Origin of the sequence: Labrys miyagiensis, assembly GCF_030160835.1 — a bacterium.
Classification (GTDB): Bacteria; Pseudomonadota; Alphaproteobacteria; order Rhizobiales; family Labraceae; genus Labrys; species Labrys miyagiensis.
In genome coordinates this window covers 597131-621639 of the sequence record NZ_BSPC01000005.1, presented here as the reverse complement: position 1 = coordinate 621639, position 24509 = coordinate 597131, and the positions used below count along the sequence as shown (strand labels likewise).

General features: G+C 64.2%; 21 protein-coding genes. 9 read left to right on the top strand and 12 right to left on the bottom strand.

Translation table 11 applies throughout. From position 1 onward, the window contains the following. Nucleotides 1-30: 30 nt before the first annotated feature. From QQL24_RS03675 to QQL24_RS03645, 7 genes are all read right to left on the bottom strand, one after another. Complete coding sequence (locus QQL24_RS03675; protein WP_284310521.1) at nt 31-783, bottom strand: TfuA-like protein; 753 nt, start codon at nt 781-783, stop codon at nt 31-33. Continuing rightward, nucleotides 780-1994 (bottom strand): YcaO-like family protein, encoded by a 1215-nt coding sequence (locus tag QQL24_RS03670; protein WP_284310520.1) that lies wholly within the window; start codon nt 1992-1994, stop codon nt 780-782. Before QQL24_RS03670 ends, QQL24_RS03675 begins: the two co-directional genes overlap by 4 nt. A gap of 57 nt (nt 1995-2051) precedes the next feature. Beyond that, nucleotides 2052-2663, bottom strand: a complete 612-nt coding sequence (locus QQL24_RS03665) for a hypothetical protein (protein ID WP_284310519.1) — start codon at nt 2661-2663, stop codon at nt 2052-2054. Nucleotides 2664-2728: 65 nt separating this feature from the next. Beyond that, the gene (locus QQL24_RS03660) at nt 2729-4648 is read right to left on the bottom strand and encodes a BTAD domain-containing putative transcriptional regulator (protein ID WP_284310517.1); all 1920 of its coding nucleotides are present in this window, start codon (nt 4646-4648) and stop codon (nt 2729-2731) included. 842 nt (nt 4649-5490) lie between these two features. Continuing rightward, a complete protein-coding gene (locus QQL24_RS03655) occupies nt 5491-8715 on the bottom strand; it encodes an efflux RND transporter permease subunit (RefSeq protein WP_284310516.1) in 3225 nt (1074 codons plus the stop codon). 16 nt (nt 8716-8731) lie between these two features. After that, nucleotides 8732-9895, bottom strand: a complete 1164-nt coding sequence (locus tag QQL24_RS03650) for an efflux RND transporter periplasmic adaptor subunit (RefSeq protein ID WP_284310515.1) — start codon at nt 9893-9895, stop codon at nt 8732-8734. A 255-nt stretch (nt 9896-10150) separates the two neighbouring features. Continuing rightward, the gene (locus QQL24_RS03645) at nt 10151-11467 is read right to left on the bottom strand and encodes a UDP-glucose dehydrogenase family protein (RefSeq protein WP_284310514.1); all 1317 of its coding nucleotides are present in this window, start codon (nt 11465-11467) and stop codon (nt 10151-10153) included. Nucleotides 11468-11758: 291 nt separating this feature from the next. Between QQL24_RS03645 and QQL24_RS03640 the strand changes: the two genes are divergently transcribed. After that, nucleotides 11759-12574, top strand: a complete 816-nt coding sequence (locus QQL24_RS03640) for an alpha/beta fold hydrolase (RefSeq protein WP_284310513.1) — start codon at nt 11759-11761, stop codon at nt 12572-12574. Nucleotides 12575-12658: 84 nt separating this feature from the next. Here QQL24_RS03640 and QQL24_RS03635 read toward each other — a convergent pair whose 3' ends face one another. After that, nucleotides 12659-13210 (bottom strand): histidine phosphatase family protein, encoded by a 552-nt coding sequence (locus tag QQL24_RS03635; RefSeq protein ID WP_284310512.1) that lies wholly within the window; start codon nt 13208-13210, stop codon nt 12659-12661. A gap of 216 nt (nt 13211-13426) precedes the next feature. On the opposite strand from QQL24_RS03635, the gene QQL24_RS03630 reads away from it, so the two are divergent. The 4 genes from QQL24_RS03630 (at nt 13427) to cobS (ending at nt 16472) form a co-directional block, all read left to right on the top strand. Continuing rightward, a complete protein-coding gene (locus QQL24_RS03630; RefSeq protein ID WP_284310511.1) occupies nt 13427-13639 on the top strand; it encodes a CbtB domain-containing protein in 213 nt (70 codons plus the stop codon). A 16-nt stretch (nt 13640-13655) separates the two neighbouring features. Beyond that, a complete protein-coding gene (locus QQL24_RS03625; protein WP_284310510.1) occupies nt 13656-14438 on the top strand; it encodes a CbtA family protein in 783 nt (260 codons plus the stop codon). Between the two features lie 359 nt (nt 14439-14797). Next, complete coding sequence (locus QQL24_RS03620) at nt 14798-15406, top strand: J domain-containing protein (protein WP_284310509.1); 609 nt, start codon at nt 14798-14800, stop codon at nt 15404-15406. A gap of 79 nt (nt 15407-15485) precedes the next feature. Next, nucleotides 15486-16472 carry a cobaltochelatase subunit CobS gene (gene cobS, locus QQL24_RS03615; RefSeq protein ID WP_284310508.1) on the top strand — a complete coding sequence of 329 codons (987 nt, stop codon included), beginning with the start codon at nt 15486-15488 and terminating at the stop codon, nt 16470-16472. Nucleotide 16473: 1 nt separating this feature from the next. On the opposite strand, the gene QQL24_RS03610 is transcribed toward cobS, so the two are convergent. Continuing rightward, nucleotides 16474-17283 carry a glycosyltransferase gene (locus QQL24_RS03610; RefSeq protein WP_284310507.1) on the bottom strand — a complete coding sequence of 270 codons (810 nt, stop codon included), beginning with the start codon at nt 17281-17283 and terminating at the stop codon, nt 16474-16476. Nucleotides 17284-17548: 265 nt separating this feature from the next. Between QQL24_RS03610 and QQL24_RS03605 the strand changes: the two genes are divergently transcribed. The 3 genes from QQL24_RS03605 to QQL24_RS03595 all read left to right on the top strand — a co-directional run bounded on the left by QQL24_RS03605 (nt 17549) and on the right by QQL24_RS03595 (nt 21316). Next, nucleotides 17549-17932, top strand: a complete 384-nt coding sequence (locus tag QQL24_RS03605) for a DUF4112 domain-containing protein (protein ID WP_284310506.1) — start codon at nt 17549-17551, stop codon at nt 17930-17932. 289 nt (nt 17933-18221) lie between these two features. Beyond that, nucleotides 18222-20108, top strand: coding sequence for a cobaltochelatase subunit CobT (gene cobT, locus QQL24_RS03600; protein ID WP_284310505.1), 1887 nt, complete (start codon nt 18222-18224; stop codon nt 20106-20108). Further along, on the top strand, nt 20105-21316 hold the full coding sequence (locus QQL24_RS03595; RefSeq protein WP_284310503.1) for a rhomboid family intramembrane serine protease: 1212 nt from the start codon (nt 20105-20107) through the stop codon (nt 21314-21316). Before cobT ends, QQL24_RS03595 begins: the two co-directional genes overlap by 4 nt. Nucleotides 21317-21648: 332 nt before the next feature. Here QQL24_RS03595 and QQL24_RS03590 read toward each other — a convergent pair whose 3' ends face one another. The 3 genes from QQL24_RS03590 to QQL24_RS03580 form a co-directional block, all read right to left on the bottom strand. Then, nucleotides 21649-22398, bottom strand: coding sequence for an SDR family NAD(P)-dependent oxidoreductase (locus QQL24_RS03590; protein WP_284310502.1), 750 nt, complete (start codon nt 22396-22398; stop codon nt 21649-21651). 49 nt (nt 22399-22447) lie between these two features. After that, on the bottom strand, nt 22448-23197 hold the full coding sequence (locus tag QQL24_RS03585) for an SDR family NAD(P)-dependent oxidoreductase (protein WP_284310501.1): 750 nt from the start codon (nt 23195-23197) through the stop codon (nt 22448-22450). A gap of 95 nt (nt 23198-23292) precedes the next feature. Beyond that, nucleotides 23293-23586, bottom strand: a complete 294-nt coding sequence (locus tag QQL24_RS03580) for an ArsR/SmtB family transcription factor (protein WP_284310500.1) — start codon at nt 23584-23586, stop codon at nt 23293-23295. A 183-nt stretch (nt 23587-23769) separates the two neighbouring features. Here QQL24_RS03580 and QQL24_RS03575 point away from each other — a divergent pair, with 183 nt between their 5' ends. Further along, the gene (locus QQL24_RS03575; RefSeq protein WP_284310499.1) at nt 23770-24480 is read left to right on the top strand and encodes a glutathione S-transferase family protein; all 711 of its coding nucleotides are present in this window, start codon (nt 23770-23772) and stop codon (nt 24478-24480) included. The last annotated feature ends 29 nt before the right edge of the window (nt 24481-24509 follow it).

Sequence of the window (24509 nt, the reverse complement as noted above, 5' to 3'; positions counted from 1 at the left end):
AGGACGCCACGCACATAGGTGTGCCGGTCTTCAGACCGGCATGGAACCCCTACCCTCGACAAGATGCGCCAGCCTCGCCTCCACCCGGCGATGCAGCTTCATGAAGAAGCCGGTGCGCGACAAGGTGAAATCCGCCACTGGCCCCGGCTCGCCGGCATCGGCCCGCATGCGGGCGAGCAATGCGAGGGCATCTTCCTGTTTCTGGCTGCAGGCATGGCGCTCCAGCGCCGCCTCCACACCAGCCGCCTCGGCGAGCCCGGCGCGGGCGACGACATCCGGCCAGGTACGCTCCTTGAAATGCAGCCCACGCGCGGATGCGAGGATCGCCTCGCAAATCTGGTCCGGCAAGGCGTCGGCAGCGCGCACCGCCGCCAGCGTCGCCTCGACGTCGACCAGCGCCACGCTCAACGGCGCATGGCCGAGCTCGGCCGGAGCGTGGGCGACGCCCACATCGGCATCCGCCACGCGCCTGCCGCTGGCATAGTCTTCATAGATGCGACCGACACCGATCATGCCATAGGCGGCGCATTCGGCCCCGCGCAGGGCGCCCATGCTGGCGGCGCCATAGACGGGAATACCCTGCCCGATGGCGTGAAGGATCTCCTTGTGCCAGACCGAGAGTGCATGGTCGAAGATGCCATCGATCAGGCCGATGGCTTCAGCCCCGCCCATCGCCGCAGCCAGCACGTCGCCGCATCCCGCGGGTGGGCGCATGTCGAACCCTTCGAACAGGGCGGCATCGACGCCATGGAGGCTGGGGCCCGCGAACACCACGCGCGTCATGAGCCCGGCCCCAGCAGCACATTGCGCAGATCCCCGGCGGCGACCTGCGTGACATGGCCGGCGATCTCGGCCTTGAGGCCCGGCACCAGGGCACGCACGACATGGATGCCTGATACGGGCACCGGCAGGTCGAACAGGAAGACCTCGGTCAGGCCTGCCGCCGCCAGCCGGCCGACGATGGTCTCCAGCCGCGCGGCAGGCGAAAGGTCACGCGCTGCCGCTCCCGCCACGAGACGCGGGAGCGGCAGCGCGTCGGGCAGCAAGGCCGGCAGCGTGCCACTGCCCGGGCCATACTGCGTCTCGTCCATGTCGTCACGCGAGCCGGCGATGTTGGTGAGGCGCGATTGCACCGCCTCCAGCACCGCCGCGAGGGCGGCATCGCCGGCATCGATCCGGCAGGCATCGCCGCCGGACAGGCGCGCGCCCGCCCCCGCCTCATGCAGGACGGGCCGGGTGATGATGGCGCTCACCACGGGCAAGCCGACCTGGCTCGCCGAGACGAAAAGGCGAGGCTCGAGCCCGGCCGCCTCGACCTTGGCGACCGCTTCGTCAAGCCCGCCATGAAAGCCCGGCTCCCAGCGAAGCTGCTGGATCGTGCGTCCGCCGAACAGGCCATTGAGGGCGGTCGCGTCGCGCTCGATCAGCTCCAGCAACGCGGCGGCGGCGGCGAATTCGAAGCTCGGTCCGGCGGCGAGGCCGTTCGAGGTCATGTGGAAGCCGGCGTGGTCCCAGGGCAGGAAAGTGCGCAGATCGAGGCCCACCAGCTCATAGGGCGCCAGCACGGGGCGGCCCGTGCCATGCTCGACGCCGGGGACCCAAGCTCGCTCGCGCGAGGGTGAGAAGACGCCGAAACGGCAGCGGTCGAGCCGTTCCAGCGGCACGAGATCGCGCCCCCTCGTTTTCAGCGCCGCACAGCTGCCAAACTCGGTGACGATCTCGCGCGTCTTCTCCGCCACGGCCCCCTCGACCGATTCCATGATGGCGGAGATACGGGCCTGCTCGTGGGTCAGGCCCTTGCCCTGGCTGACCGAGAGCACGCGCGAATTCGGCCGCACCGAAAACCAGACGGGAAGGCCGATGATGTCGAGATCGGTGAGATCGCCCACCCGCGTGATGCCGAAGGGCGCAAGGGGCGGCCATGCTGCCGAGGCCAGCGGTGCGGCCTCGGCGTACGCCGGCAATGAGCGAAGCAGTCGGTCCTGCCCGGCCATTCCTTATCCAATCGTCATCTGCATGGTGGCGATACGAACGTCGTCACCCAACCACCGTCACTTGGACGGCTCGTCGGACAGGACGGCGCTCTGCAGCGTCTCGCCCTCCTCGGCAAAGAGCTGCTTCAGGGCAGGCCCGATCCCCGCATAGGCGTGGGGGCGGGTCTGGGCCTGGGTCTGCGCCTGCGTCTGGGCATGAATAAGGGCTTTGACATCCTCGTCGCTGGGTGGGCGCGGCGGCCCATCATCGACCTGGGCTTGAGCCTGTGCCTGTGCCTGTGCCTGAGCCTGAGCTTGGGCCTGGGCCTGCGCCTGAGCTTGGGCCTGCGCTTGAGCCTGCGCCTGGGCTTGTGCCTGGCTCTCCGGCGTCAGTATTTCGGTGGTGAACACGAAATCGGCATGGGTGAGTTTCACGCCCGAGACCACCAGGCTCTCCACGCCCGAAGTCTTGGTTTCGTCGAGGCCGGCTCCCTCAGGTACGCCCGCGCGGAAATCCGCGATCAGGCGCCAAAGCGAAGCGGCAACCTTGGCATAGCCATCCCCCCCGGCGATGGCGCCATATTTGCGCACTTCCTCGTCGCTGACTTCGACCACTCGCAACGGATTGGTCTTCAAGATCAGAACGCCGGCACCTCGTTCGCCGACCACATACATGCGTCCGTTTGGCATTTCCCCTCCATGTCCACGGGCACTTCGACTACGTACTTCTCTCCCGAAGAACCGCTGACACGGGGTCAGGCCAGACCTGCGATCCGAAGACCTTCGGCACAGAGAGTGATGTCCTCGATCCGCCGATCCGGCGCCATCTGGGCGAGATCCACGGCGGTCGAGCCCGGATACATCTCCATGAGGCGGCGGCCATACTGGCGCGCGGTCTCGACCTCACCGAGATGGCCGTGGCAGATCGCCAGGACGCGCATGACGGATTCATCGCTCTCCATCTTGCTGCACATGCTGATGGCGGCGCCGAACTCGCGGCGGCGGATGGCAATGGTGGCGCCGAACCACCAATAATAGTCCGGCGGGAATGGATTGAGCTCCAGTGCGCGCTGGAAGCGCTCCCAGCCGGCATCGGCCTCGCCCAGATGCGAGAGCGCGTCGGCGTGATGGGCGAGCAGATCCGCCGAATGCGGGTTAAGCATCTCGGCATCCAGGAACTTCTCGGCCGTGCGATCGAAGTCACGCTGATAGAGCGCCACCACCGCCGCCATCCAATGGCCAATGCCACTGCCGGCGTCGATCTCAATCGCCAGTTCCGCCTCCGCCTTGGCCTGGTTGAGCAGATAGGGATCGGTGCCGCCGAGCATCAGCCATTCCTGCTGCAGGGTCTGGGCGATGCGGGCATGGGAGGGCGCGAAATTGCGGTCCTCCTGGATGGCCTGGCGGAATTCGGCGCGTGCCCGGCGCAGCTTGGGCAGGTCAGAATTGCGCAGCCGGGACTGGCCTTCCAGATAATGCCTGTAGGCAATGGGCTTGGGATCGGCGCGCATGCGGTCGAGCTGGTCACGCTCGATCTCGCTGGCGAGCGTGGCGGCAATCTGGCGCGAAACCAGCCGGAAGGAAACCGCGAGCCTGTCGAGCGCCACCGGATATTCGGCGGCCCAGATGATTTCGTCGCCGGGCTGGCGCGTCAGCCGCAGTGCCATCTGGTCTCCACCCGGCACCATCAAGCCGGAGATCAGGTAGCCGCTACGCAACGCGGCGATGCGCTCGCTGTCGGGCGTGTCGGCCACGCCGAAGCTCGAATGCGGCGCCACCACGGCGAAGGTGCGGTGGCGCGACAGGTCGTTGGCGATATCCTCGACCAGGGCGCGATGCAGTGGATGCAGGGCCTGGCCCGGCAGGGACTTGGGCGGGAACAGCGCCACGCGCGGCAGGCCGGCCATGCTGCGCACGGCGGAAATCTCCCGCACCGCCTGGCTGGGAACGGCAGCGTCCCGGTCGGAGACGATCTGCAGCCGGGCGCGCGGGGCGCTGGCGAGGATGCGTCGCACCGCGGCCACTGTCTCGGCCCGTGGGTCGGCGTCGAATTCGCGGCGCAGCACCTCGATCAGCGTGGCATAGGTGCGGTTCACCGCATCGATATTGCCGTTGCGGCCATAGGCTTCCATCAAGGCGCGGAAAGTCTCCTCGCGCTCCGGCTCCAGAGCCAGCATGCATTCGCCGATCTTGTCGATCTCGCGCTCCTGCGCCCGGCCGAAGCGGGTCATCTCCACCAACACGTCGGCGGCAAGTGTCAGCACGAGGCGGCGGAAGCGCTCGCGCTCGCCGCGGAACCATTGCGACAATTCCGCGCCGCCGGTATCGATGGTGTCGAGGAGATCGCCCTTGGCCAGCAGCACGCCGCGCAGCCGTTCGGCCAGTACGGCCGATTTCTGGTGCATCAGGATGGTGGCAAGGTCGCTGCGCTCGGCGCCCGGACCCGCCGTCAGATGCGGGCCGTTGGTCTCGACCAGCATCTCATCATGCGGCCAGCAGCGGTTGATTCGCACCAGAAGCTGGCGCAGATTGGTCAGCGCCTTTTCTTCGGGTGCATCGTCCCACAACAGCGAGGCAATCGCCTGCCGGCTCATCCGGCGGCTGCCTGCAAGCAGCAGCATGGTGACGAGGACATAACCTTTAGCCGGGAAAACGCCTTCCGTGGGGATCGCCACGTGGGGAATTCCGACCAAATGAATTGCAATATCGCGCTCAGCATTCATCCAACGATCTCCGGGCTCCCGAAGGCAGCCTCGAGGTGGTCAAAAACCAACCTGCCTTCTGCGAGATCTGGCGCCGTCTCGATGCACGCCCGTCCCGCGGCAGGAAGAATATACGAACTGCGCCCGACGAACAGCCCGCACACAATAGTCTCTTGCTATTTACACGCAAGTCAACAAGACGACCATCCCGTGTCTTTTCAAGTCACGGCCGAGTCACACAACACCCGGCACCGGCTCAAATCAAGATCAGGCTTCGTTACAGCAATACTCTCGGTAAATTCCCTAGAGTAATTACTTAAAATAATGAATTTAACAAGTTTGAACTCAGAGAGAACGCTGCATATCCGTTACGAAATTAACAGAGGCCTAGAAACAATGCGTTGCGGCGTGACACGGTAAACTGGGACGTTGGTACGCAAACACCACGAGAGGTGGTAACGCCTACGGCGCTGGGCATCGTTGCTCACCCATGATCTGGCGTCCCACCTGCAAAGTAGCGAGATCGAAATGGGGGAGGGATTTCAGATTTGTCCATAGATCACGCTCCGCTTGCCATAGAGGCGGCGCCATCCCCGCGCAAAAACCTGCCCGCTCAGTAGAAGAAGCGGCAGATATATCGGCAAAGTAAGTACGCTAGATCACGCACTTGACCCAAAGAGGCCGCCCCTGGCCGAACCCGGAACGCTGCTGACGGGCGGACGCCTTCCGGCCCGTTAGGGAAGCCAGCGGTCCTGTCACACGGATTTCACCGAACGGTGAAACGCAGTGGATTGTACCATACTTAACGACAGGTTTCAGCTTCCCTTTGGTTCGGCCATGGTGGCCGGCGTCACAGTGCTCGGCTTGGGCTTTTCACGGAAAACCACACGCACGATCAGGCGAATTGTCACGTAGAACACCGGCGTGAGGAACAGGCCCAGGAATGTAACACCGCTCATGCCAAACACAACGGCCGTGCCGATTGCCTGACGCAGCTCCGACCCCGGACCTGTGGCGAAGGCGAGCGGCAACGCGCCGAGGATGAAAGCGAAGGAGGTCATCAGGATTGGACGAAGACGCAGCCGGGCGGCTTCCATCACCGCCTGCCACGGCGTGTCACCGTGATCCTCGCGCTGACGGGCGAATTCCACGATCAGGATGGCATTCTTTGCAGCAAGGCCGATCAGCATGACGAAGGAAATCTGCGTCAGGATGTTGTTGTCCATATTGCGCACCCACCAGTCCCCGAACAGGGGCAAGCTGCGCGCCATGCCGCCGAGGAGGGCCGCCAGAATGGCGAGCGGCACGATCAGGATGATCGCCAGCGGCAGCGACCAGCTCTCATACTGGGCAGCCAGGAACAGGAAGACAAACAGCACGGCGATGCCGAACACATAATAGATGGTATTGCCCACCGAGCGTTCCTGGAAGGCGATCTCGGTCCACTCATAGCCGACCCCCGGCGGCAGCACCTCCGCAGCGTCCTTCTCCATCAAGTCGAGAGCCGTGGTGGAGGAGACGCCGGGTGCGCCGGAACCGCTGAGATAGACGGCCGGGTAGAGGTTATGGCGCGTCACCGTATCCGGGCCCGTGCGCTCCTGGAAAGACACGAGTGAGCCGAGCGGCACCAGCGCACCGGACGTGCTGCGCACCTTGATGCGCATCAGGTCTTCCTTGTTGAGGCGATCGCGGCCTTCGGCCTGGGCGTTCACCTGGAAGGCGCGGCCGAGCCGCGTGAAGTCGTTGACATAGGCTGAGCCGACATAGACCTGCAACGCCTCGAAGACATTGCCGATCGGCACGTTGAGCATCTGCGCCTTGACGCGGTCGACATTGACGAAGAGCTGCGGGGCGTTGTTGGAGAGCGTGGTGTAGACCTGCATCAGGCCCGGCGTCTGGTTGGCCTTGCCCATCAGGGCGTAAGCCGCCTGCATCATGGCCTCGTTGCCGACGCCGCCGCGGTCCTGCACCTGCATCTTGAAGCCGTTGCCGGTGCCCAGGCCCTGGATCGTCGGCGGCTCGATGACAAAGACGAGGCCTTCCTCGATGGCGAAGGCGCGCTTCTGCAATTCCGCCACGATCGCCTTGGAGGTCAGCCCCTGCTTCAGGCGCTCCTCGAAGGGCGTGAAGGGCACGAAGATGGTGGCTGCGTTGGAGGCCGCCGTGAAGGTGGCGCCCGAGAAGCCGGCGACGCCGATGACATGGGCCACGCCCGGCGAGCCCGCGGCGATTTCCTGCGCCTTCTTCACCACCGCGTCGGTGCGCTCCAGCGAGGCGCCGTCGGGCAGTTGCACCACCACGATGGCATAGCCCTGGTCCGACTCCGGCACGAAGCCCCCCGGCACCTTCTGATAGACATAGAAGGTGGCGTAGATCAGCCCGGCATAGATGAGCAGGAAGACGAGCTTGTGCCTGACGGCAAAGCCGACTGTGCCGCCATAGCCGCCCGACAGGCGGTTGAAGCCGCGGTTGAAGGCGTCGCCCAATCTCCGCAGCCCGCGCATGAGAAAGAAGCCGCCCTTGTGACCGGGGTCGTGCGGCTTGAGCAGGATGGCAGCCAGGGCAGGCGACAGGGTCAGCGAATTGAAGGCCGAGATCACCGTGGCCGCGGCGATCGTCACCGCGAACTGCTGGTAGAACTTGCCGGAGATGCCGGGAATGAAGGCCGTCGGCACGAAGACGGCGCACAGCACCAGGGCGATGGCAATCACGGCGCGGCCGACTTCGTCCATGGTGGCGTGAGCCGCCTTGTTGGGCGACATGCCGTCATGGATGTTTCGCTCGACATTCTCCACCACCACGATGGCATCGTCGACCACGATGCCGACAGCCAGGATCAGGCCGAACAGCGTGAGCATGTTCAGGGAAAAGCCGAGCCCGTGCATCACCGCGAAGGTACCGATCAGGGAGACCGGAATGGCGATGATGGGAATGATGGCCGCCCGCCAGGACTGCAGGAAGATGAAGACGACGATGACGACGAGCACGATCGCTTCATAGAAGGTGTGGTAGACAGCGTCGATCGAGGCCGAGACGAATTCGGTGGGGTTGTAGACGATCGAATATTTCAGGCCATCCGGAAAGGCTTTCGACAGTTCCTCCATTTTGGCCTTGACGCGATCGGCGGTGGCGAGCGCGTTGGTTCCTGGGCGCTGCAGCACGGCAAGGCCCACCGTCGGCTGGCCGTCGAGGTAGAGATTGGAGCCATATTGCTTGGCGCCGACTTCGATGCGCGCGATATCCTTGAGCCGGAGCAGGCGCCCATCCGGGGTCGCCTTGACGATCACGTCGCGGAACTGGTCGGCATCCTGGAAGCGGCCGAGCGTGGTGACGGTGATCTCGCTGGTGGTGTTGTTCGGCGAGGGTTGGCCGCCGAGCGTGCCGCCCGAGACCTGGACGTTCTGCTCGCGCAGCGCGTTGACGACGTCGCCCGCCGTCAGGTTGAAGCTGGCGAGGCGCTCCGGATCGAGCCACACGCGCAGAGACGGCTCGCGCAGGCCGAAGGAGAAGGTCGAGCCGACGCCGTCGACGCGGGCGATGATGTCGTTGATGTTGAGAATGGCATAGTCGGAGATGCCATAGTCGCTCAGCGAGTTGTCCGGCGAATAGAGCGTGACGATCAGCAGGAAGTCCGACGAGGACTTGTTGACGGTGATGCCGAGGGCGCGGACATCCGCCGGCAAGCGGGGCTCGGCCGCGGAAACGCGGTTCTGCACCTGCACCTGGGCGATGTCGAGATCGGTGCCGGTGGCGAAGGTCACCGTGATCTGCAGGGACCCGTCATTGGTGGCCTGGGAGGTCTGATAGATCATCCCCTCCACACCGTTGATGGCCTGCTCAAGCGGCGCCGCCACCGTCTCGGCGATGGTCTGGGCGTTGGCGCCCGGATAGGTGGCATTGATGACGACAGTGGGCGGGGCGATCTGAGGGAACTGCGCGATCGGCAGGCCGACATAGGCGACGATGCCAACCACCACCGTGACGATGGAGACCACGGCGGCAAAGATCGGACGGTCGACGAAGAAATGGCCGAATTTCATGGGCGGCGCTCCCCGATCAGTTGGCGTCGGGGAGGAGCGGGTCTGGCACATCCAGCTTGGTGGGCTGCGGGATGACCTCGCTGCCCGGGCGGGCGCGCATCTGACCATTGATCAGCACCGCGTCCTCAGGCTTGAGACCGCTTTTGATCACTCGGAACGTGCCGAGTTTCGGCCCGACCTCCACCGGGCGGATCGTCGCCTTCTTGTCGACGATGACGGTGACATAGCGGCCCTGAGAGGACTGGCCCACGGCGACGTCCGGCACCACCAGCGCGTCATAGGGCTCGCCGAGCGCGATACGGATGCGCCCGAACAGGCCGGGGGTGAGGAAGCCATCGGGATTGGCAATCTTGGCGCGCGCCGTCACCGTGCCGGTCTGCGCATCGACCTGCGGCTCAAGATAGTCGAGCGTGCCCTGATGCGAAAAGGTCTTCTCATCGGAAAGGGCGATCTCGACCTTCATGTCCTCATCCGCCCCGGACGGATCGGCCTTGCCGCGCGAGGCCCGGCGATAGGCCAGATAGCTCGCCTCGTCGAATTGGAAATAGAAATAGATCGGATCGACAGCCACGATGGTGGTGAGCGGCGCCGTGCCGTTGGCCACCACCAGATTGCCGCGAGATACAAGCTGGCGGCTGATCTTGCCCGCGATCGGCGCCGTGATGGTGGCGAAGTTGAGGTCGAGCTTGGCGGTGGCGAGCGCCGCATTGGCCGAATCGATCGAGGCCGCCGCCTCCTGGAAGGCCTGCAGGTTGGACTGATAGGTGGCGTCGGTGACGTTGCCGCTCTTCTTCAATTCCTCGGCGCGGGCGAGATTGGCCTTGGTAAGATCGATCCTGGTCTGGGCGATCTTGACCTGAGCGGCAGCCTGGTCGACAGCGGCCTGGAAGGGACGCGGATCGATGGAAAACAGCACGTCGCCCTGCTTGACCAGCGAGCCTTCGACGAAGCTCGATTTGTCGAGATAGCCGGTGACGCGCGAGGTGATGGCGACGGAAGGCCAGGCCTGGAAGCGGCCGGTGAATTCCGCCATCTCGGTGATCTTGCGGCTGACGGGATTGGCCACCGTCACCGGCATGGCCGGCATCTGCTGGGCCAGGGCGGCTTCCGCCATGCCCAGGACAGCCAAGGCCGCCACACCGCCCGCCAGCCAGCAACAGCTCCGATGCAAACCCGACATGAACGCTCCCGAAAGCAACGAACATCCGCCTCCCGGTCGAGCAGTGAAACCGGAATCAGCGACCGGGGCGCACTATGACCATTTTTCGGGTTATGACCTAGCAAGATCGAAAAACTACAACCTTGCCGCGCAGGCATGATGCAATTCGGCAACAATTTGCGACTGCACAAGGCAAGTTGGAGGCAGATTTCCTCTTCCGGGTCGTGTTTTGCTTCGCCGACCAGCAAGGTTTAACGCGAAAGGATCAGGAAAACTTCAGGGTACCGTGCCCTCGCGGCCAATGCTCTCGTAGCGGAAGCCATGGCGTGCCATGTCGTCGAGCCTGTAGATGTTGCGCAGGTCGACGATCACTGGCTGGCTCAGCAGGCCCTTGACACGTTCGAGGTCGAGGGCGCGGAACTCGTCCCATTCGGTGACGATGACGGCGACATCGGCGCCATCCAGGCAGTCATAGGCGCTGTCGCGGTAGTCGACATCGGCCAGCACCTTGCGCGCCTCTTCCATGCCCTGCGGGTCGTAGGCACGCACGCGCGCGCCCTTGTCCTGCAGCGCATAGACAATCGGGATAGAGGGGCTCTCGCGCATGTCGTCGGTGTTGGGCTTGAAGGTGAGGCCGAGGAGAGCCACCGTCTTGCCGGCGATATTGCCGTCGAGCGCCCCGATGATCTTGCGGGCCATCGAGGATTTGCGCGCGTCGTTGACTCCCACCACCGCCTCGACGATGCGTAGCGGCGCGCCATATTCCTGGCCCGTGCGCAGCAGCGCTAGCGTGTCCTTGGGAAAGCAGGAGCCGCCATAGCCCGGGCCGGCATGCAGGAACTTGGAGCCGATGCGGTTGTCGAGGCCGATGCCGCGCGCCACCTCCTGCACATTGGCGCCGGCCTTCTCGCATAGATCCGCGATCTCGTTGATGAAGGTGATCTTGGTCGCCAGGAAGGCATTCGCCGCATATTTGATCATCTCGGAGGTGCGCCGTTCCGTGAACAGCAGTGGCCCCTGATTGAGATGGAGCGGGCGGTAGACTTCCGACATCATGGTGCGGGCCCGTTCGTCCTCGACGCCGACGACGATGCGGTCCGGGCGCTTGAAATCCTCGATCGCCGCGCCCTCGCGCAGGAATTCGGGGTTGGAGACCACGGCGATATCGGCATCCGGTCGGACCTCTCGGATCAGGCGCTCGACCTCGTCGCCCGTGCCGACAGGCACCGTCGACTTGGTCACCACCACGGTGAAGCCTTCCGCCGCCGCGGCGATCTCGCGCACGGCGCCGTAGACATAGGAGAGGTCGGCATGGCCGTCGCCGCGGCGCGAGGGCGTGCCGACGGCAAGGAACACCACGGCCGCCTCCTTCACCGCCGGCGCAAGCTCGGTGCTGAAGGAGAGGCGCTTTTCCTTGACGTTTCGCGCCACCAGCTGCTCGAGGCCGGGCTCGTAGATCGGCATGCGGCCGGCGAGCAGGCTTTCGATCTTGGCCGGATCCTTGTCGACGCAAACAACGACATGGCCGAAATCGGCGAGGCACGCCCCCGTCACCAGCCCGACATAGCCTGTCCCGATCATTGCCACGCGCATGCAATCATTCCTCGTTGGGCGCCCTGTCTACAAAAGGCCCGACGACATGCCAATGACGAAGTTCCTCCCTGGGACCGCCGGCATCTTGCCGGCCTCTTGGAAGCGGTGCGAATTGTGATTGAGGCACATCGTACACCGGAGGGACGTCAAGCCCTCCAGACATATCTGCCGCTCCGATGTTCAAGAGGCCGGCAGGATGCCGGCGGTCCCAGGAAGATGTCCGCGCTCCCAGGCTTGCCCGCGCCTTCAACCAGGCGCAGATTTCCTGAAAGCCCACCATCAGAGGCCGCCATGGACTGGAATCTTCGTCAGACCTTCGAATTCGAGGGCCAGAGCGTCGCCTATGACCGCTTCGGCGCCGGCCCACCCCTGGTGCTGGTGCATGGCACGCCCTTCTCCTCCTTCGTCTGGCGCGCCATCGCCCGCGAACTCGCACGCCATTACGAGATCTATCTCTACGACCTCATCGGCTACGGCCAGTCGGAGAAGCGCGAAGGCCAGGATGTGTCGCTGGGGGTGCAGAACCGGTTGCTGGCGGCCCTGCTGCGGTTCTGGTCGCTGGAGCAGCCCGACGTGATCGCCCATGATTTCGGCGGCGCCACGGCGCTGCGCGCCCATCTCCTCAACGGCTGCGAATACAAGCGCCTCCTCCTGATCGATCCTGTGGCGGTCCGTCCGTGGGGCTCGCCTTTCGTGCGCCATGTCCGGCAGCACCAGGAGGCCTTCGCCGGCATACCCGACTATATCCAGGAAGCCATCCTTACCGCCTATCTCCAAGGCGCAGCCTTCAGACCGTTGTCCGCTGACGCACACCAGGCCTATGCCGCTCCCTGGACGGGGCCGGTTGGCAAGCCCGCCTTCTATCGCCAGATCGCCCAGATGGATCAGCGCTACACGGACGAGATCCAGGACCGCTATGCCAATCTGCGCTGCCCCTCGCGCCTGCTCTGGGGGGTGGAGGATGGCTGGATCCCGGTGGAGAGGGGACGCGAGCTGGCGACTCTGCTCCCCGGCTGCCGCCTGACGGAGATCCCGGATTGCGGCCATCTGATGCAGGAAGATGCGCCGGAGGCGATCGTGGCGGCGGCGCTGGGGTTCCTCGGATAGCTGGGAGCGCGGACGTCCCGTCCGCTCTTCCTTTGTCGCAAAGCGACCCGTTTCCAAGAGCGGACGGGACGTCCGCGCTCCCCGCTACCCCAATCTCAGCGTCCACCCTCGCGGCGAGGGCCGGAGATCGGTGACCGACAGCGGCCCCGCCTCGAGGCGCCAGAAGGCTCGCCCCGGGGCGCCGAGCGCGTGCACCGCGGCGGCCCGCACCACGGAGGCGTGGGTGACGGCCAGCCTATGTCCCTCGAAGCGCTCGCCGTCGAGCCAGGCGCCGATACGGCGGATGAGGCTGGTTACCGATTCCCCGCCATGCGGACTGGCATCGGGATCGCTGGCCCAGGCCGCCAGCGCCTCCGGCTCGGCGACCGCGACCGCCTCGAAGCCGAGCCCCGCCCAGCGGCCATAGTCGCACTCACGCAGGGCTTCGCATGTCTCGCCCTCGAGGCCCATCGCCTGCGCTGTCTGGCGTGCCCGCAAGGCGGGACTGACGAAAACGCGGCCGATCTTCCCGAATCGCCCCGTCAGCGCCCTGGCCGCTGCCAGGCCCCTGTCATCGAGCGCTTCGTCCAGGGGAAAACTCGCCGCACGCAAGGCGGGCGTCGCCGCATGGCAGACAAGGGTCAGGCGCGGGGTCATGCCATGATCTCTACAAGCACAAAAATGACGGCACAATATTGACATGCGACAGCGATGCGCTGCTTATGCCATTTGCACGCCAAGGTTGAGAAGCCGGTGAAAGTCCGGCACGGTCGCGCCACTGTAATCGACGGCATCCGCTGCCGCTTCGATAGTCAGACCTCCACCAAGGCACGCACGCCTCAAACGGGACGCGTAATCCCAAGGAGCTTTATGATGACGACTGCCGTTCTCGCGCCTTCCGCCCCGCAACCCATCACCATTCCGCTGCGCGAAATCGTGCCATGGGCGATCCTGACGCTGCTTCTGGCTCTCCTGGCGATCTACTTCGTCGGCGCCGAGGAGGGTGCGACGTCCATTTTCCAGGGCATGTACATCCACGAATGGGTGCATGACGGCCGCCATCTGCTCGGCTTCCCCTGCCACTAAGGGCAACGGACACATCATGGTCAGGTCCCTTTTGATCCGGGGGATGCTTGTCGGCATCCTCGCGGGCTTGCTTGCCTTTGGCTTTGCCAGGGTGTTCGGCGAGCCGCAGGTCGATGCCGCCATCGCTTTCGAGGAAAGCTATTCGGCGCAGGAGGAGGCCAAGCCTGCTCCTGCCATGAGTATGAACATGTCGACGGCGCCCGCCGCCGGCCACGATCATGGCAACGACGAGGAACTCGTCAGCAGGCCGATGCAGGCGAGCTTCGGCTTGCTCACCGGCGTGCTGGTCTATGGCACGGCGCTCGGCGGCATCTTCGCCCTCGTCTTCGCCTTTGCACAGGGACGGCTCGGCTCACTGAGCCCGAGGACCACTGCGGCCATCGTCGCAGCGATCGGCTTTGCCGCCGTCGTGATCGTCCCGCAGCTCAAATATCCGGCCAACCCGCCGGCTGTCGGCAATCCCGACACGATCGGCATGAGGACAGCCCTCTATTTCACCATCATGGCGCTTTCGGTGCTGGTGATGATCGCTGCCCTCAACACCGCCAATCGCCTGGCCGCGAGCCTTGGACGGTGGAACGCCAACCTGATCGCGGCGGCTGCCTATGCCGTGGTGATGGCCATCGCGATGATGGTGCTGCCAGGCGTGCATGAAGTGCCGGCCGGCTTCTCCGCCGACGTGCTGTGGAATTTCCGAATCGCCTCGCTCGGCATCCATGGGGTGCTGTGGACCACGCTGGGCCTGGTCTTCGGCATTCTGGCACAGAAATTGATGCAGCCCGAAGGCCGGCGGGCGTAAGGGAAGGTTGAAGCCATTGGCCAGACCGTCAGGCCAATGGCTTGAGAGTCAAGCGTCGCCTTTATGTCACACCGCTCGGATTTCTTGCTTTCTTGCACCGAAATCATCCGTTTCGCACTTGCGAAATGACGGAAGCGGTCGCACCTTAGGACGCGTAGTGGATGCCGTTCCGCACCTCTACAGCCCTCCTTGGGCGTTTCCTCCCTAAGACTTGGGCCGCCATCCGGGCGGCCTCTTTCTTTTTCAGGGTCCGGCTCCATATAATGACTTGCCGCTTCGCGGCATTCCGCCTCAATTAACTCCTTGTCCTTAAGCTCGCGCTTGCCCATTTGGTCCGGCGCTCGCATAGTGATGTCATCATGGATTTGGACTCGCCCTTGTTTGATCGCATCCGGGTGCGCCCGAGGGCCGAGGAGGTCCATCAGGCGTCCGAGAGGTTGTGCGAACACGTCAATTGCCGCAATCACGGTGAATTTCGAGCGCCGAAGGGGCGCAACCGCGAGGGCCAGTTCTGGCATTTCTGCCTTGAACATGTGCGCGACTACAATAAGAACTACAATTATTTCGCCGGCCTGCCCGACGATTCCGTGAGCGCCTATCAGCGCGATGCCGCTTTCGGGCATCGGCCGACCTGGACCATGGGCGTCAATCCCTGGGCCAAGAAGCGCGGCGCCCAGGCCGGCCCCGAGGTCCAGGACGATTTCGGTTTCTTCGACGACGCCCATGGCTTCCGCCGGCAGACCGCGGCACCCGAGCCGGAGCGCCGGCGGCTCAAGATTCTCGAGCGCAAGGCGCTTGAAGCACTGGATCTGCCGGAAACGGCCAATGGCCCGGAGATCAAGGCGCGCTACAAGACTCTCGTCAAACGGCTTCACCCCGATGCCAATGGCGGCGACCGATCCAGCGAAGATCAATTGCGCGGGATCATTCAGGCCTATAATACGCTCCGAAGCGCCGGGCTTTGCTAGGCTTGCCCTCTGAGGGCTTTCATGCCCGCTCGTACTGATTGTCGGCTTCGCCGTCCTGGCGACAGCCAAGGAAGGCATTATGACTAACGAAACGACACCGGCCAACCTGCCGGATATCATGGTCTCGGCCAAGAAGCTGTTTGGTTTCGATACGGACCTGCAGGTCCCGGCCTATTCCAAGCCCGACGACCACGTCCCGGACCTCGACCCAGACTATCTCTTCGACAAGCCGACGACCCTGGCGATCCTCGCGGGCTTCGCCCATAATCGCCGCGTGATGGTCACAGGTTATCACGGCACCGGCAAGTCGACCCATATCGAGCAGGTCGCCGCGCGCCTCAACTGGCCCTGCGTGCGCATCAATCTCGACAGCCATGTCTCGCGTATCGATCTCGTCGGCAAGGATGCCATCGTCCTCAAGGACGGCCAGCAGATCACCGAGTTCCGTGACGGCATGCTGCCCTGGGCCCTGCAGAACAACATCGCCCTCGTCTTCGACGAATATGACGCCGGCCGCCCCGACGTGATGTTCGTGATCCAGCGCGTGCTCGAGGTATCCGGCCGGCTGACCCTGCTCGACCAGCGGCGCGTGATCCGCCCGCACCCGGCCTTCCGCCTGTTCGCCACCACCAACACGGTGGGCCTGGGCGACACCTCCGGGCTCTATCACGGCACCCAGCAGATCAACCAGGGCCAGATGGACCGCTGGTCGATCGTCACCACGCTGAACTACCTGCAGCACGACAAGGAAGTCGACATCGTCCTTTCGAAGGCCAAGCACTACCAGCGCAGCCCCAACGGTCGCGATATCGTCAACAAGATGGTGCGGGTGGCCGATCTGACCCGCAACGCCTTCATGAATGGTGATCTCTCCACCGTGATGTCGCCGCGCACGGTGCTGACCTGGGCCGAGAACGCCGACATCTTCCACGACATCGGCTTCGCCTTTCGGGTGACCTTCCTGAACAAATGCGACGAGCTGGAACGCAGCCTCGTGGCCGAGTTCTACCAGCGGGCTTTTGGCGCCGAGCTGGCGGAGAGCTCTGTGAACGTCGCCTTGACCTGAGTCATGACGGTCGATGCTGCCCTGTCCTTGCCATCTTCGGGCGAGGACAGGGCCTTGCGTCGACAAACGCGCCGAAAGGAAGACAGCCTTCGTGAAACAGCATCTCCCGGCGTTGCCGTTCCGACCAATGAAGGCCTGAACCTATGCTCGAATAGGTTCGGTTTGCGCCCCGGACGATCGGACCGTCTTCCTCCTTGAGAACGAGGATGAGGCGTTCGTGCCCTCTCTTCAGCTGTCGGCCCTGCGATCCCGGCTGTGTCACGATCGCGGTGAGCAACCCGGGCCCCGACATCCCCCAAATGTCATAGGGCACATGCCCTTGCGTGCTCTCCTTGCTCTTCAGCCAGGCATAGTTGATGAGAGACTGCCGGGCGCATTCGAACATGAACCCGCTGCCTTTTTGGGCCATGATTATCCCATTATAGAAGATATGCTCGTCGACGCGCTTGGGACCGACGGAAGCAAGCCGATCGAACAGAATCAACTCGACCTGGTCGAGCTTTGAAATCAATCTTCTGACTTCACCGATATCCCTGACGCCTGCATTGCAATCAATGTACAATCCGCCCCGCGCATAAAGCAGGATATACCTTGCAATGTCTGCTTTCGCCGCAGGTATCCTGATAGATTTATACACATCGACGTAATCAATAAAATATTCTTCGAGCAATTCTACAACGTGAGAGTCATCCAATATCTCAAAAGTTGGATAGCAAGCTTTCCAATGATCGAAGAACTTGCGTAAATGCCCTTTCTCGAGACCATCCCAATAAGCAATCGGCGTCGATTGGCAGAAGCTTTGCGCGGGCAAGAGAAACGACAATCTCCTGCGAATGGATCTCAATAGGTTCATTGGTCACGCCACCACCGGAAAGAACTCTTCACGCCCACCCCATGCGCTTAATCATCCGACAGCCAGAATGCAATAACATCGGAGGCACCGGGATAACTCACGGCATCTCTACGGCATCCACGCCCCGGCAGGTCCGACGGAATTTCGTGGCCCGCCGGCTGTTCGCCTCCCTTGCACTAGCCCCAACGCCATCTCATCTGTGCATCGTGTGGAGGGATGCGCCATGGCTTTTGCCTCATCGCGAACATTCGACGATCGCACCGACTTGCGGGCTCGCGTCGAGCGGCTCGACCGCCTCTCGCGCCTGCTCGACACCGCCTTTGCCATCCCCTTCACCAAGATCCGCTTCGGCGTCGATGCCATCATCGGCCTTATCCCCGGCTTCGGCGATTGGGCGGGCGTGCTGTTGTCGAGCATCATCGTCATCGAGGCCATGCGTATCGGCGTGCCGCGGGTGCTGCTTGCTCGTATGGTGGTGAACGTCGCCATCGAGGGCGCCCTCGGTGTCCTGCCCGTGGCCGGCGATATCGTTGACATCTTCTGGCGCGCCAACCGCCAGAACATGGCGCTGCTGCGCGACCATCTGCTTGCCGAGGGGCGGATATAGAACCCGGGATCGCAGGCATCCTTGATCCAGGGTGCAGGCGCCACTCGGTGCGCCGGTCTTCAGACCGGCATGCCCTCGACGTCGGTGGCAAGATGCCGTTCCCGCCACATCGACTGAAAATCGATGTGGCTGAGAAGACCAGCACACCAAGGCGCTTCATTCCGTCGGCATATCTTCCAGGCAAAGAAGTCTGCGATCCCAGGTACCGCGTCCCGCCGCCGCATGCCGATCGCGCTTGCCCGACCAGTTCCCGGTTGAGGAATGGCGTGGCATTGGATATCTCAGAACCATGACCACCAATCGCAAGCCCGGCGACAAGGCCAAAGACGTCCCCAACGATGCGTTCAAGCGTTCGGTGGCCGGTACCTTGCGCGCCATCGCCCGCAAGCCGGACCTGGAAGTGACCTTCGCCTCCGAGAAGCCGGCCCTGATGTCCGACAAGGCGCGGCTGTCCGAGCCGCCGCGCAAGCTCGACGCCCATGTCGCGGCGATCGTGCGTGGCCAGGCCGATGCCATGGCGCTGCGCCTCGCCTGCCACGATGTCGGCATCCACCGCCGCCTGGCGCCTCAGAACGATCAGGCCCGCACGGTATTCGACGCGGTGGAGCAGGCGCGCTGCGAGGCCATCGGCTCGCGCCGCATGGCGGGTGTCGCCAACAACCTTTCGGCCATGCTGGAGGACCGCTATTTCCGTGGCGGCAAATATGAGGACATCCGCGTCCGCGAGGAGGCGCCGATCGAGGACGCGCTCGCTCTGCTGGTGCGCGAGAAGCTCACCGGCCTGCCCCCGCCGGAACCTGCCCGCAAGCTGGTCGACCTCTGGCGCCCCTTCATCGACGAGAAGGCCGGCAAGGATCTGGCACGCCTCGACAGCGTGATCGAGAACCAGCGCGCCTTCGCCCGCACCATGAACGATGTGCTCACCCATATGGGCCTGTCGGACGAGATGGAAGGCGATAGCGACGATTCTGACGACCGCGACAATGATGCGGACTCGGAGCAGGAAGGCGAAAACCAGGAGAACCAGGGCGAGACCCAGGACGAATCCGACTCCATGAAGATGGAGGAGAAGGAGACGGACGACGAGGATTCGCAGGAAGGCGAAACCCAGGACGCCGAGTCTCCCTCCTCGGACATGCCCGACGAGACCGAGACGGGCGATGCCGAGGAAGCCGCCCAGCCCTGGCGCCCGCCCGAGCATCGCGACAATGAAAGGCGAGGCCCGGACTATCGCGCCTTCACCACGCGGTTCGACGAGATCGTCGATGCCGCTGATCTCTGCGACCCCGAGGAGCTCGACCGTCTGCGCGCTTATCTCGACAAGCAGCTCTCGAGCCTGTCGGGCGTGGTAGCGCGCCTGGCCAACCGGCTGCAGCGCCGCCTGATGGCCCAGCAGAACCGCTCCTGGGACTTCGACCTTGAGGAAGGCATGCTCGATCCCGCGCGCCTGTCACGCGTGATCATCGACCCGACCTCGGCGCTCTCCTTCATGCGCGAGCGTGACACCGATTTCCGCGATACCGTGGTGAGCCTGCTGATCGACAATTCTGGCTCGATGCGCGGGCGCCCGATCACGGTGGCGGCAACCTGCGCCGACATCCTGGCCCGCACGCTGGAGCGCTGCGGCGTGCGTGTCGAGATCCTCGGCTTCACCACAAGGGCCTGGAAGGGCGGGCAGTCGCGCGAAGCCTGGCTGCAGGCGGGCAAGCCTGCCTCGCCCGGGCGCCTCAACGATCTCAGGCACATCATCTACAAATCGGCCGACGCTCCCTGGCGCCGGGCGCGCAAGAATCTCGGCCTGATGATGCGCGAGGGTCTGCTCAAGGAGAATATCGACGGCGAGGCGCTCAACTGGGCGCATCAGCGCCTGATCGGTCGCACCGAGAGCCGGCGCATCCTGATGGTGATCTCCGACGGCGCACCGGTCGACGATTCCACCTTGTCGGTGAACACCGGGAATTATCTCGAACGGCATCTGCGCTGGATGATCGAGGATATCGAGACCCGATCGCCCGTCGAGCTGATCGCCATCGGCATCGGCCACGACGTCACGCGCTATTACAAGCGCGCCGTCACCATCGTGGACGCCGAAGAGCTTGGCGGCGCGATGACCGACAAGCTTGCCGAGCTCTTCGACGAGACTGGCTCCGCGGGCCCGCGCCGGGCGGCCGCGTGATCCAGAGGGCCGAAACGCTCTGGCGTGAGGCCCTGCTCGGCCCGATGCCGCTCGCCTTTCCGCTGATCGCGGTCTGCGTGCTCTGCTTCGCGCTGAGCGCGGCGCTCAGCCTCACTTTGATCGCGCTGGTGGGCGACGGCTCCGCGTCCAGCCTGTTCGGCGCGCTGTGGACGCCCCTGCCCACCGTGCTGATCCAGATGGGCGCCGGCGGCTTTCTCGCCATCGCCAACTGGCAGCCCTGGTATCTCTTCACCGCGATCTTCCTGCACGCCAGCCTGCCCCATCTGATCGTCGACATGATCTGCCTGATGATGATCATGCCGGCGGTCGAGAAGGTGTTCGGCCGCCTGCGCGCCTTCATCATCTTCATGCTGGCGGGTCTGGCGGGCTCGCTGGCATCCGCCTTCTATGGCGAGCTCTACACCCTCGGCACCTCCAGCGCGACCTTCGGTCTTTTCGGCGCAGCGCTGGTCTACGGCTCCCTGCGGGGAAGCGAGGAAGGCCAGAGGTTGATGTTCGGCACGGCGAAATGGGCCGCGCTCAACTTCGTGTTCGGCTTGTTCTCGCTGGTCTCGCTGGCGCCGAGCGTCTCCTTTGCCGGCCTCTTCGGTGGGTTCATCGCCGGGGTGATGACGGCGCTTGCCATGATCTATCGCATCGGCCCGTCCTGGCTGCCGGGCCTGCGCCGGACCGGCCTTGGTCTCGCCAGCATCGCCCTGCTCAGCCTGGCGCTGGGCGTCGGCACTGCAGTCTCCTCCGCCTGGCTGGCCTGGAGCGCCCCCGACACCTATGCCAAGGACGCCAATGACGACCAGATCGCCCGCCTCGGCGCCGTGATCGCGCTGGATGACGGCAACGCCGCCGCCCACGCCCTGCGGGGCGCCGCCTACGCGCTGAAAGACGATTACGCCAGCGCCATCCCGGACCTCGACGCCGCCCTCGCCGGAGGCGTCGACTCGCCGCAACTGCGCAATCTCAGGGCCTGGTCGCTCTACAAGGTCGGCCGCGCCGCCGACGGCCTTCCGGATGCCAACGCGGCCCTCGCGGTGACACCCGACGATGCCGCCACACTCGATACCCGCGCCCATATCTACGAGGATCTCGGCCGGCGGGACGAAGCCATCGCCGACTACCGCGCCGCGCTCGTCCAGAATCCCGACATCGCCGAGAGCAAGGCGGGGCTGCAGAGGCTGACGGAGGGACAGTAGAACGGTTGGGCGAGATGACACGCTGAAGGATCAAGCGGGCCGCCTGCGCCCCCTCGCCCCGTTCTTACGGGGAGGGGATAGAGGTGAGGGGCTGCGCGACCTTGGTAGAGCTATTTTCTTAAATCGATCAAGGAGATATGGTGAGGTGATGCGCGCCGACTAAATGCTGTGGCTGAGAAAACGCTAGTCTCAGAACCCTGCGCCGCCCCTCACCTTTATCCTCTCCCCGTAAGAACGGGGCGAGGGGACTTCAAGGCACAGCCTATCCTCGGATCTCTCATCTCGCCCAGCCGAAACCGGGAAGGATTCTCGCGCCTCTCCTCACGCAAGTCCTACCGCACCCCGCCCGAGGCCACCAGCACTTCGCCTGTCAGCCAGCCGGAGTCGGCGGAGGCGAGGAATACGGCCACCGGCGTGATGTCGCCGGGCTGGCCGATGCGGCCGAGCGGGGTCTGGGCCACCGTCTGGCTTTCGAGCTCACCGCCGATGAAGCCGGCCGCATGCACGCCCTCGGTCTCGACCATGCCGGGATTGATCGAGTTCACTCGGATCTTCTTCGGCCCTAGCTCTTTCGACAGCACCTGCGTGATCGAGGTCACCGCGCCCTTGGTGGCGGTGTAGACGGCCGTCTGCGGAATGTTGAGGTCGGTCACGGCCGAGCCGATATTGATCACGCTGCCGCCCTCGGGCCCGAAATGCTTCTCGGCTTCCTGGGTCGCCAGGATGAGGCCCAGCACATTGGTGTTGAATTGGCGGTGGAATTCATCCTCCGTGATCGCGTCAAGCGGTGCGAAGGCATAGACGCCGGCATTGTTCACCAGCACATCGAGCTTGCCATAGGCCTTTGCGGCCTCGGCAAACACGCGCTTGACGTCCCCCGTCTTGGAAACGTCGCCCTGCACCGCGATCGCCTTGCCGCCCTTGGCGATGATCTCGGCGACGACCTTGTCGGCGCCCTCGCGGCTGGAAGCGTAATTCACCACCACCGAGGCACCCTCGGCGGCGAGGCCCTTGGCGATCCCCGCGCCGATGCCCTTGGAGGCGCCGGTGACGACGGCGACTTTGCCTGTCAGTTTGCTCATTGTCGCTACTCTCTTTTGGATGTTGGATCGAGGCTGGAGGCGGACGCGCTCAGCGCACGCCGCCGGAGGCGAGCAATGTCTCGCCGGTGAGCCAGCCGGAGTCGTTCGAGGCAAGGAACACCGCCACCGGCGCGATATCGGAGGGCTGGCCGATGCGGCCGAGCGGCGTCTGCGCGACCTGCTGGGCCTCGAAATCGCTGCCGATCACACCTGCGGCATGCACGCCCTCGGTTTCGACCATGCCGGGGTTGATCGAGTTGACCCGGATCTTCTTCGGGCCGAGTTCCTTGGCCAGCACATGCGTGATGGAGGTCACCGCGCCCTTGGTGGCGGTATAAATCACCGTGGCCGGCGGCGTGATGTCGTCGGCGACCGAACCGATATTGATGACGCTGCCGCCTTCGGGCCCGAAATGCTTCTCGGCCTCCTGGGTGGCGAGCAGCAGGCCCAGCACGTTGGTGTTGAACTGGCGGTGGAACTCTTCTTCGGTCACCGCTTCGAGCGGCCCGAACTGATAGACGCCGGCATTGTTCACCAGCACGTCCAGCTTGCCATAGGCCTGCCTGGTCTCGGCGAAGATCTTCTTCACATCCGCGGCCTTGGAGACGTCGCCCTGGACCGCGACGGCCTGGCCGCCCCTGGCGGTGATTTCAGCAACCACCTTGTCGGCGCCCTCGCGGCTGGTGGCGTAGTTCACCACCACCGCCGCGCCCTCGGCGGCCAGCCCCTTGGCGATGCCGGCGCCGATGCCCTTGGAGGCACCGGTGACGACGGCGACCTTGCCTGTCAGTTTGCTCATTGTCGTTCTCGTTGTTCGATGACGATGATTCGATAATTAGATAATCATCGAAACGAAACAAGGGGCACTTGCGCAGATTTCTTGCACTGCGTCATTCAGATCTTGGCAAGCTGGTCGAGATAGGCCGCCAGCACCTCGCGCTGCAGCACGAGCGTGGCATATTTGCCCTCGCGCAGGATCTCGATGAGACCGGCGTTCTCCAGTTCCTTCACGTGGTGCGACAGCGTTGCCGGGCTGATGGCATGGCATTGCTGCACGCCCGAGCAGGCGATCGTGCCCCCCGCGGCCGAGATCTCCTTGAGCATCTGGTAGCGGCGGGGCTCGGCGAGCGCGCGGGCGATCAGGGTGATCTGGCGGTCAGAGAGCTGCGTAGCAGTGGGGGTGGACATGATGCACCCTATATCGGTTTCATCGCGACCTTTGGCAAGGGAGTACCTTTTCCACACCGTTTCGCCTTTTTTAACGCGCTGTAGTGTCCTTACGTCACTGCCAAAGCGCTTCGTTTGAGGAACACGCATCCAGGCTTTGAGACAGGATCCTGGCCCGCGTCGCCGCAACACAGGAACCCTGCGATGATCACGCTCTTCACCTTCGGTCCCGCCTTCGGCCTGCCGGATATGAGCCCCTTCGTGACCAAGGCCCATCTCCTGCTCAAGCTTGCGGGCCTGACCTACCAGGCCAACCGCAAGGGCTTTACCAGGGCGCCCAAGGGCAAACTGCCCTACATCGAAGATGGTGGGGAGATCGTCGCCGATTCCACCTTCATCCGCCTGCATATCGAACGCAAATATGGCATCGATTTCGACCGCAACCTTGCGCCCGAGCGCGGTGCGGCGATCTGGGCGCTGGAGAAGATGTGCGAGAACCATCTCTACTGGGCTGCCGTCCGCGAGCGCTGGATGCGGGACGAGAATTTCGAGAAGATCGCCGCCCTCGTCTTCAGACGCGTGCCGTCGCTGCTGCGCCCGGTCGTCAAGACGCTGGTGCGCCGCAAGATCCGCAAGGACCTGCACAGCCAGGGCGTCGGACGCCATTCCGACCAGGAACTGGCCGAACTGGTCAAGCGCGACGTGGCCGCCAGCGCCGCCCTCCTCGGCGATGCTCCCTGGCTCGGCGGCGACCAGCCCTGCGGTGGCGATGCCACGCTGGGCGCCTTCGTAATCACCGGCCATGCGCCGGAATTCAGGACCGAGGTGGGGCGTCTGATCGGAGGACACGCCAATCTCATGGCCTATAAGGAGCGCATGCTGGCGGCCTATTTCGCGGATTTTGTGGGAACATAGGCGCTGGGAGCGCGGACATCCTGTCCGCT

What these genes read in the sequence shown, in the direction of transcription:
- QQL24_RS03675 (WP_284310521.1), bottom strand. Translation starts at nt 783, where the DNA reads ATGACGCGCGTGGTGTTCGCGGGCCCCAGCCTCCATGGCGTCGATGCC.
- QQL24_RS03670 (WP_284310520.1), bottom strand. Translation starts at nt 1,994, where the DNA reads ATGGCCGGGCAGGACCGACTGCTTCGCTCATTGCCGGCGTACGCCGAG.
- QQL24_RS03665 (WP_284310519.1), bottom strand. Translation starts at nt 2,663, where the DNA reads ATGCCAAACGGACGCATGTATGTGGTCGGCGAACGAGGTGCCGGCGTT.
- QQL24_RS03655 (WP_284310516.1), bottom strand. Translation starts at nt 8,715, where the DNA reads ATGAAATTCGGCCATTTCTTCGTCGACCGTCCGATCTTTGCCGCCGTG.
- QQL24_RS03650 (WP_284310515.1), bottom strand. Translation starts at nt 9,895, where the DNA reads ATGTCGGGTTTGCATCGGAGCTGTTGCTGGCTGGCGGGCGGTGTGGCG.
- QQL24_RS03645 (WP_284310514.1), bottom strand. Translation starts at nt 11,467, where the DNA reads ATGCGCGTGGCAATGATCGGGACAGGCTATGTCGGGCTGGTGACGGGG.
- QQL24_RS03640 (WP_284310513.1), top strand. Translation starts at nt 11,759, where the DNA reads ATGGACTGGAATCTTCGTCAGACCTTCGAATTCGAGGGCCAGAGCGTC.
- QQL24_RS03635 (WP_284310512.1), bottom strand. Translation starts at nt 13,210, where the DNA reads ATGACCCCGCGCCTGACCCTTGTCTGCCATGCGGCGACGCCCGCCTTG.
- QQL24_RS03630 (WP_284310511.1), top strand. Translation starts at nt 13,427, where the DNA reads ATGACGACTGCCGTTCTCGCGCCTTCCGCCCCGCAACCCATCACCATT.
- QQL24_RS03625 (WP_284310510.1), top strand. Translation starts at nt 13,656, where the DNA reads ATGGTCAGGTCCCTTTTGATCCGGGGGATGCTTGTCGGCATCCTCGCG.
- QQL24_RS03620 (WP_284310509.1), top strand. Translation starts at nt 14,798, where the DNA reads ATGGATTTGGACTCGCCCTTGTTTGATCGCATCCGGGTGCGCCCGAGG.
- cobS (WP_284310508.1), top strand. Translation starts at nt 15,486, where the DNA reads ATGACTAACGAAACGACACCGGCCAACCTGCCGGATATCATGGTCTCG.
- QQL24_RS03605 (WP_284310506.1), top strand. Translation starts at nt 17,549, where the DNA reads ATGGCTTTTGCCTCATCGCGAACATTCGACGATCGCACCGACTTGCGG.
- cobT (WP_284310505.1), top strand. Translation starts at nt 18,222, where the DNA reads ATGACCACCAATCGCAAGCCCGGCGACAAGGCCAAAGACGTCCCCAAC.
- QQL24_RS03590 (WP_284310502.1), bottom strand. Translation starts at nt 22,398, where the DNA reads ATGAGCAAACTGACAGGCAAAGTCGCCGTCGTCACCGGCGCCTCCAAG.
- QQL24_RS03585 (WP_284310501.1), bottom strand. Translation starts at nt 23,197, where the DNA reads ATGAGCAAACTGACAGGCAAGGTCGCCGTCGTCACCGGTGCCTCCAAG.
- QQL24_RS03580 (WP_284310500.1), bottom strand. Translation starts at nt 23,586, where the DNA reads ATGTCCACCCCCACTGCTACGCAGCTCTCTGACCGCCAGATCACCCTG.
- QQL24_RS03575 (WP_284310499.1), top strand. Translation starts at nt 23,770, where the DNA reads ATGATCACGCTCTTCACCTTCGGTCCCGCCTTCGGCCTGCCGGATATG.